This window comes from Coleofasciculus sp. F4-SAH-05, assembly GCF_040222985.1.
Lineage (GTDB): Bacteria > Cyanobacteriota > Cyanobacteriia > Cyanobacteriales > Coleofasciculaceae > Coleofasciculus > Coleofasciculus chthonoplastes.
The window spans coordinates 22747-30084 of the sequence record NZ_JAVKBY010000067.1; the positions used below are offsets into that span (position 1 = coordinate 22747).

General features: G+C 44.7%; 7 protein-coding genes. 6 read left to right on the forward strand and 1 reads right to left on the reverse strand.

Going from position 1 to position 7338, the window contains the following annotated elements; all coding sequences use genetic code 11:
* The first annotated feature begins 114 nt into the window (after window positions 1–114).
* Window positions 115–1650, forward strand: a complete 1536-nt coding sequence (locus RIG27_RS08550; protein WP_446344230.1) for a hypothetical protein — start codon at window positions 115–117, stop codon at window positions 1648–1650.
* Window positions 1651–1810: 160 nt separating this feature from the next.
* Window positions 1811–2434 (forward strand): Uma2 family endonuclease, encoded by a 624-nt coding sequence (locus tag RIG27_RS08555; protein WP_446344232.1) that lies wholly within the window; start codon window positions 1811–1813, stop codon window positions 2432–2434.
* A gap of 332 nt (window positions 2435–2766) precedes the next feature.
* Here the strand turns inward: RIG27_RS08555 and RIG27_RS08560 are convergent, their stop codons facing one another.
* On the reverse strand, window positions 2767–3681 hold the full coding sequence (locus RIG27_RS08560; RefSeq protein WP_446344234.1) for an acyl-CoA desaturase: 915 nt from the start codon (window positions 3679–3681) through the stop codon (window positions 2767–2769).
* Window positions 3682–3944: 263 nt separating this feature from the next.
* Between RIG27_RS08560 and RIG27_RS08565 the strand changes: the two genes are divergently transcribed.
* The 4 genes from RIG27_RS08565 (at window position 3945) to RIG27_RS08580 (ending at window position 7217) form a co-directional block, all read left to right on the forward strand.
* Complete coding sequence (locus tag RIG27_RS08565; protein WP_446344244.1) at window positions 3945–4574, forward strand: Uma2 family endonuclease; 630 nt, start codon at window positions 3945–3947, stop codon at window positions 4572–4574.
* 193 nt (window positions 4575–4767) lie between these two features.
* Window positions 4768–4947, forward strand: a complete 180-nt coding sequence (locus tag RIG27_RS08570) for a hypothetical protein (RefSeq protein ID WP_446344236.1) — start codon at window positions 4768–4770, stop codon at window positions 4945–4947.
* Window positions 4948–4978: 31 nt separating this feature from the next.
* On the forward strand, window positions 4979–6511 hold the full coding sequence (locus RIG27_RS08575; protein WP_446344238.1) for a flavin monoamine oxidase family protein: 1533 nt from the start codon (window positions 4979–4981) through the stop codon (window positions 6509–6511).
* A gap of 55 nt (window positions 6512–6566) precedes the next feature.
* The gene (locus RIG27_RS08580) at window positions 6567–7217 is read left to right on the forward strand and encodes a type I restriction endonuclease (protein WP_446344240.1); all 651 of its coding nucleotides are present in this window, start codon (window positions 6567–6569) and stop codon (window positions 7215–7217) included.
* The last annotated feature ends 121 nt before the right edge of the window (window positions 7218–7338 follow it).

Consider the following 7338-nt stretch of genomic DNA (forward strand, 5'->3'; position numbering starts at 1 on the left):
TGAATCGGGCGCACGCCATGCAGGGCGCACGCCATGCGCCCCTACAGTTTCGGGGCTAATGGTTAATTGATCAAATAAGGTGTGCCGAACCACTATTAACGTGACACAGCTACAATGGTGGAGTGGATTCTACCGTTAAATCGGGCGCAAAGCAATAAGCCCCTACAGTTTATGCACTACTCATCTTTATTGGTGTTACTATCCTTATCCCTATCGTTACCGCTACTTTCCCTTTCCCCGGCAAATGCCCAAGATACAACAGCACAATCTAGCTTTGCCCCAGGATTTTGGACCCAAGCCGAACAACTGGTTCAAGAACAACTGAATTTGATTAATCGGATTGAGCGAGCATTCTACAGTCCGAATGTATATCAAGTAGAAGCCACGCGATCGCAACTGTTCTTACACCTAGGTAAAGTAGAACGCTTCTTGACGAGTCAATATCGAATTCCCCAGTTTCTCTGTAATAACGGAACGCCTGATCCCGATGTTCCTGCACCGTTAACCTTACCCCAGCGACAGGTGTATTGCACTCTTTATGTATCTACCCAAAAGCTGGAACCAATGGTTGATCTGTTGGATAGGCGGTTACCGATGCTAGCCGGGGTAGCTGCACCCAGTACCGTACCCGATGAACAACGCCTGGGATTGCGGCTGAATTTAGCCACGCCACTTCGTCCGAGATTTGCGCCTGTACCTGACTTCCCGGAACCGGAACCGCCCGTCTTGGGTATGCCGACAAAACGCCCGACTACAGACGATAGCAGACAGCCGCTACAACCTGCGATCGCGCCTCCAGAAGCTATTACCCGAACTCTTTTAGCCGCACGGGAACAGCTATTACCCACATTACCCGCATTTCCCGACTCTGCTCGTATAATTGACCCCGGTGTTTATTCAGTCATTCCCACTCAAAGTACTTTAGGTCTTTTACCCTTAGAACCCCAACGATATGCCGACTTTCTTAACCAACCGAATACCGGAATTGCCCGTATCTTTCTCGCCGAAAGCTATCACCCTGATCCTAATACGTTGCGAAACCGTCTGCAATCTCCCCTCCCCCAACCCTTTCCCTTAACTACTGGGGTTGAATCGGTTACGGATGCTGTTCCCAGCTTTGCACTGGAGATTGAAAATGGGAACTTTACAATTTCATTGCCAGGACTGGATTATGGTTTTATCGTCAATTTGGGTGATGTTTCTTTAGACGAAATCAACGGCAATCTAAACACAATTTCTACGCTTACACCCGAACAACGGGATTTATTTATGAACTATCGTCCACCCAATGACGTAGAAGGCTTACAAATAGACCAACGGCGCTTTTACACGGGTAAGGATGGTATCGGGTTTGTCCCGCCTTTAAGTCCACCTGCGGCTACAGGTTCAAAGATAGCATTAAATAATACCTATTTAGTCAGATTAATCCAATTCCAGTTACCTGAAGCCATACTGAAAGGAGAACCCATTTCCCGGGCGCAGCGCCGCTATTTACCAGAAATCCTCAAGACACCGAGTAGTGATGTAATTGTTGCTTTTCAACCGGTTCACCAGCGTTTAGATGGAAGTTATACCGTGCTGTGGCGTCTACTTTATCGGTTTGCTGATCCCAAAATTGAAAATTTAGTTGAATACGTTGATTTAGAGTAGGGAATTGGTCACCAAGCCCCGACTAATCAACCTTTGCCTGGTGTATAATGGCAAACGCGATCGCACGCCGATTATCTTCCATGTAGCCCGGTTGTCTGGATTGACAATTTTATCTCTTTTGTTTGAATCACAAACGCTCAAAATAATCTGAAAACGATTTATGACTCAAGCCCAAGCTGAACCCAAATTATACAGCTTTGATGAATTTATAAGTTGGTATCCCGAACAATCAGACGTCCGGTACGAACTGCATGATGGAGTAATTCTCGAAATGCCCAAGCCAAAGGGGAAACATTCAAATCTAACAGGTTCTCTGATTGAGCAACTGTTGATAGTTATCAGACAGATAGGCAAAGGAGGTATTTGGACTATTCCTAGAGAGTCAATTGTCAAACCAAAACGGGAAAAATCAGGGTATGAACCGGACATCATTGTTTTGAACCAAGAAACCATTGGCAGGGAATCTCGGTGGGAAAGCGAATCAATTATCCAAAATTCGGATTCCGTCAAATTAATTGTTGAGGTGGTTTCAACCAATTGGCGTGACGATTACTACAATAAACTTAGAGATTATGAGGAAATGGGTATCGAGGAATATTGGATTATCGATTATGCAGCCTTGGGAGCGAGAAAGTTTATCGGTAACCCCAAGCAACCCACATTTTTTGTTTGTAATTTGGTTGACGGCGAATATCAGATGACCCCATTTACAGAAAATACTCCCATTATTTCCCCGACTTTTCCCCAGTTCAACTTATCCGCACAGGAGATTTTTAACCCGTAAAGACGGGATTGGGTTTGTCCCGCCTTTAAGTCCACCTGCAGCTACAGGTTCAGAGGTAAGATTAAATAAAGCGTTTAGATGGAAGTTATAGCAGGTCGCTAGGCGTGTATTTACAACTCCCATACCTGAAGCTGAGTCCAGATGAGAGGTTCGTACAAACAAAGTGTAACTAGACCAGCGCGAAGCACTATATACAGTGCTGTGGCGTCTACTTTATCGGTTTGGTGATCCCCAAATTGAAAATTTAGCCGAATACCTTGAATTAGAGTGAAGTTTCCCCAAAACAAAATGAAGTTTCCCCAAAACAAAATAATGTAAGGCTTACCTCAAGGTTATTCAAAATCCACTGATGTCGTTACGACGGCTGGCAACTCTGACGGTTGAACGCTTAGAACCTTGGAACAAGCCAGCAGATTGATTTCAGTCGGCACTCTAAGCTTTGACGCTAACTTTAAGAACTCAAGCATTTTAATGAAGCTAAATGTGGGATCGGGAAGATAGACAACCTGTCCAGAATAAATAGTGATCCCATGGCGACTGGATGACTGAAAGGCATGATGGAGATTATGCCAGCCTTCACCCAGAGTTAGAAATGCGACTAACTTATTATTGCGACTGAGATCATCGGTGACAAATGGTTGTTCCCCCACAATATGACAAAGGGAGTTGACGGTTTGCACGCCATGAAACAGCAGGGTTGTGCTGAGAAAAAATGCACCCAGATATTCAACGCCACCCATGACATAAGAAATTGCCCCAAGTGCCACTACAGGGATAAAGTGCAAACGGTCAATCACCTTTAAAACCGTATCACTCTCAACATCAGCGGGTAGCTTGGCAGGAAAAAAGCGGGGAGATAGTAGCCAACCTCCTTGAGACCAATAAAATCCTCTGATCCCCTGAAAGGGTGTACAGGGGGAATGGGGATCAAGATCTTGATCGACATGTTTATGATGGGCTACATGGTGTGCTTTCCACCAACTTGGACCCATCTGCCCCGCCGATGCTCCCACAATACTTCCCACCCATAGAACTGGAGCCGGAGCTTGATAGCTTTTGTGGGTGAGTAGTCGATGGTAGATGCCGGTTGTTGCCAGCATACGGATAACATATAAAAATATGATCCATAGGAAAGCGCCCCACGATAAACCCGTGATTAAAACAAGTAACGATCCGATATGGCTAAAGATAATCAGCGTCGGACCGATTAGATAGGAAACAATTGTGAGTGGAGAATACTGTCTCATTTTTTGGCTCTCCCGTACTTAGGGTGATAAATTTGGCAGCTACCAACCCCAGCTGGGACAAATTTGTTCCCTGTTCCCTTTTCCCTGTTCCCTTTCCTAACCAAAATGTTCCGCCTTATACCGATAACCGTTTGGCTAATATAATAGCACTGATGGCTGAGATTTATTCTTGGCTCGGATTTTGCCCACCTTTTGGTTACAGCTACTCACCCTTTGCCCGGTGTATAATGGCGAACGCGATCGCACACCGATTATCTTCAATTATGACTCAAGCCAAAGCCGACCTAAAATTATACAGCTTTGATGAATTTATCAGTTGGTATCCCGAACAATCAGAAGTCCGGTACGAACTGCATGATGGAGTAATTATCGAAATGCCCAAGCCAAAGGGGAAACATTCAAATCTAACAGGTTCCCTGATTGAGCAACTATTGATAGTTATCAGGCAGATAGGCAAAGGAGGTATTTGGACTATTCCGAGAGAGTCGATTGTCAAACCCCAACGGGAAAAATCAGGGTATGAACCGGACATCATCGTTTTGAACCAAGAAACTATTGGCAGGGAATCTCGGTGGGAAAGTGAATCAATTATCCAAAATTCGGATTCAGTCAAATTAATTGTTGAGGTGGTTTCAACCAATTGGCGTGACGATTACTACAATAAACTTCGAGATTATGAGGAAATGGGTATTGAGGAATATTGGATTATCGATTATGCCGCCTTGGGAGCGAGAAAGTTTATTGGCAACCCCAAGCAACCCACATTTTTTGTTTGTAATTTGGTTGACGGCGAATATCAGATGACGAGTTTTACGGGAAATACCTCCATTGTTTCCCCGACTTTTCCCCAGTTCAACTTATCCGCACAGGAGATTTTCAATTTGGCTTTTTAGGGAAACGACTTCGAGTAGAAATTACCCTTATGCCAAAATTATTAGGACTTACTTTGGTAGGGGCGCAGGTTGTGCGCCCTTTGCCAGCTTTTGCCCTGCACCGCATGCGCCCATCACCCACAATCTTGGTAGGGGCACGGCACTGCCGTGCCCTTACAGGTAGCGCCTGTGCCGTCAAGAAAGCGTAAGTCCTATGGTGTATAATAGCAAACGCGATCGCACGCCGATTATCTTCAAGGTAGCCCGGTTGTCTAGATTTAACCGAGTTGAACTGGCGTACCAAGTTTTAGGGGGCGCAAGCCAGCAGGGCGCAAGCCAGGCAGGGCGCACACCAGGCAGGGCGCACGTCTGTGCGCCCCTACGGTACGGGTGAATTTTGCTCTGGGAAAATTGTATCTGAATCAATGTTTAATCCTTATCGTCATCAACAACAGTTAAATCAACCTTTTTCCTTCCGGCTTCTCTACTCTCATCCGGGTTCTCTGGCTAGCTATGATTCCCAAGGCATTCGCCACAGAATTGGTATTATCGGTGGGGGAATTGCTGGACTTACTTGTGCTTATGAATTGAGTCAATTGCAGCACCAGGTTACTCTGTTGGAAAGTTCTGGGCGTTTAGGGGGTCGTATTTATACTCACTATTTCCATGATGGTAGCCATGCAGAATTGGGAGCCATGAGGGTTCCGGCTAGTCATGGTTGCACCCTCCATTATATGGATAAGTTTAATTTAGACAGAAGACAATTCGTTAGTTACAATCCCGCCGCCTATTATTATTTACGGGGCAAAAAGACTCGCCTTGACAATTATCAACCCCTATTATATAATTATAAGTTAACCCCGGAAGAGCAGCAAGATCCGGCGGTAATTTACGAAACTATTTTAGAGGAGTTAATCGAGTCTTTGTCTGATCAGGAGAAATGGGAGATGTTTTCCCCTAGCTTCACCAGCTCCCGACTCAGAGAATACGACAGTCTCTCGTTGACGCAATATTTTCGCGATCGCCTATCTCCTGATGCTTTTGAATTCGTCGGTCATGGCACAGGGATGATCCATTATGATCAAGTTTCTCTTTTGAATGGGTTAATTGACTTTTTTGCTTGGCATCGAGTAGAACAGTATAAGTTAGTCGGAGGGATGGAAACCCTGGTGAAAGCGTTTGTGGCAAGAATATCAGGGGACATTCAGACTCAAGCTCAGGTGACAGCCATAGAGCTAATGGATTCTGGCGTTAAACTCCACTGGAGTAGTTTACAGGGTAAACAAAGCGCCGAGTTTGATTGTGTCATCTGTACGGTTCCGGCTACGGCTTTGGCACAAATTGATTTTGATCCGCCTTTACCTGCTAAACAAAGGGAAGCGATTAACAGTCTGGGGTATTGTAGCGCCGCGAAAACCTTATTTCACTGTACCGCTCGTCCTTGGGAGTTTGAGGATGGGATTTATGGTGGCGGAAGTTTTACTGACTTAAATATCGAAAAATGTTGGTATCCTGATGATAATGCCATCTTAGCCGATAAACAATCAGACAATCCTCACTGGATAGCCCGCGATCGCGAACTTTCCGATCAACCGACTGCATTTACGGCGGCTTATCGTTGGGAAGGGAATTCACGCAAATTCCGCACTCTTGAAGCACGCGATCGCAGTGAATTGACATTGCGTGAGGTTAAACAACTCCATCCTCAGATTGAGCAATACGTTGATGATATCATTCACTATATTTGGGATGAAGAAGCTAAACTGGGTTCTGGTTCTTATGCCTTTTTTGCCCCAGGAGAACATGAGCGATATCAAGGATGGTTGGGTAAGCCTTATCCTCAACAGCAACCGCGCGTCTTTTTCGCCGGGGAACATCTGGGTATTAATCATGCTTCTGTGCAAGGGGCAATTCAGACAGCACTTGCGGCAACTATTGATGTTCTGGAAAATAGCTGACTCAAATAAGCATTAAGATCGAAAATATGCCAGATATTTATTAATCAAACCCATTATGCTTCAAACTATTCAAGCTCAAGATATTAGCCTAGAAGAACTGCAAGAAAACTTTGGACTACAACGAACAACCGATAGTCAATTTTTTCGAGAATGGCAAGACAACTTACCGTCTTTAACGGATGAGGAAAAACGTTCTCTGGAAAGAGTCCGCAGCAACTACTTTAACTTGGTTAATCGCCGTCCTCTTTTAGAAGAGGGTGTCAAAATGGTGGTTCTATCACCTTTACTGGATTTCGCTGGATTCTTTCAAGCCCCCTTTTCGATCAGAACTGAAACTTCTGTGGAAATTGCTGCTGAAGACAATCGAGTAATTGTAAGAGGCAGGATAGATGTTTTAGTAGTGCAACAGAGACTTTGGATACTGGTGATCGAATCCAAAAGTACTGAGTTTGATGTGATGGCAGCACTGCCTCAAGCTCTAGCTTATATGCTGTATGATCTCAAAAGTGACAAACCAAGGTTTGGTTTTCTAGTCAATGGGAGAGAGTTTGTCTTTGTTAAACTCCAACAAGCAGATGTTCCCATCTATGGTCGTTCCTACGCCTTATCTATTGACAGGGCAAATGAACTGGAGCAAGTTTTAGCTGCCCTTAAAGGTATTGGTCAATTATTCTACAGTCACCCTAATTCAACAACCCTAACCTAGCTATCGCTTCTCTGTTAGGGATTGTTAGAGACAAATCTAGCAACGCAAGAGTTGAATATCCGCACTGAGTCTAAACTTGGTACAGACTTCCGAATACTTCCCTAGTTCGGATTATCTCTAA

Excerpts from the sequence above, each read along its gene's own strand:
- RIG27_RS08580 (WP_446344240.1), top strand. The coding sequence starts at position 6,567 with ATGCTTCAAACTATTCAAGCTCAAGATATTAGCCTAGAAGAACTGCAA.
- RIG27_RS08555 (WP_446344232.1), top strand. The coding sequence starts at position 1,811 with ATGACTCAAGCCCAAGCTGAACCCAAATTATACAGCTTTGATGAATTT.
- RIG27_RS08560 (WP_446344234.1), bottom strand. The coding sequence starts at position 3,681 with ATGAGACAGTATTCTCCACTCACAATTGTTTCCTATCTAATCGGTCCG.
- RIG27_RS08565 (WP_446344244.1), top strand. The coding sequence starts at position 3,945 with ATGACTCAAGCCAAAGCCGACCTAAAATTATACAGCTTTGATGAATTT.
- RIG27_RS08575 (WP_446344238.1), top strand. The coding sequence starts at position 4,979 with ATGTTTAATCCTTATCGTCATCAACAACAGTTAAATCAACCTTTTTCC.
- RIG27_RS08550 (WP_446344230.1), top strand. The coding sequence starts at position 115 with ATGGTGGAGTGGATTCTACCGTTAAATCGGGCGCAAAGCAATAAGCCC.
- RIG27_RS08570 (WP_446344236.1), top strand. The coding sequence starts at position 4,768 with ATGGTGTATAATAGCAAACGCGATCGCACGCCGATTATCTTCAAGGTA.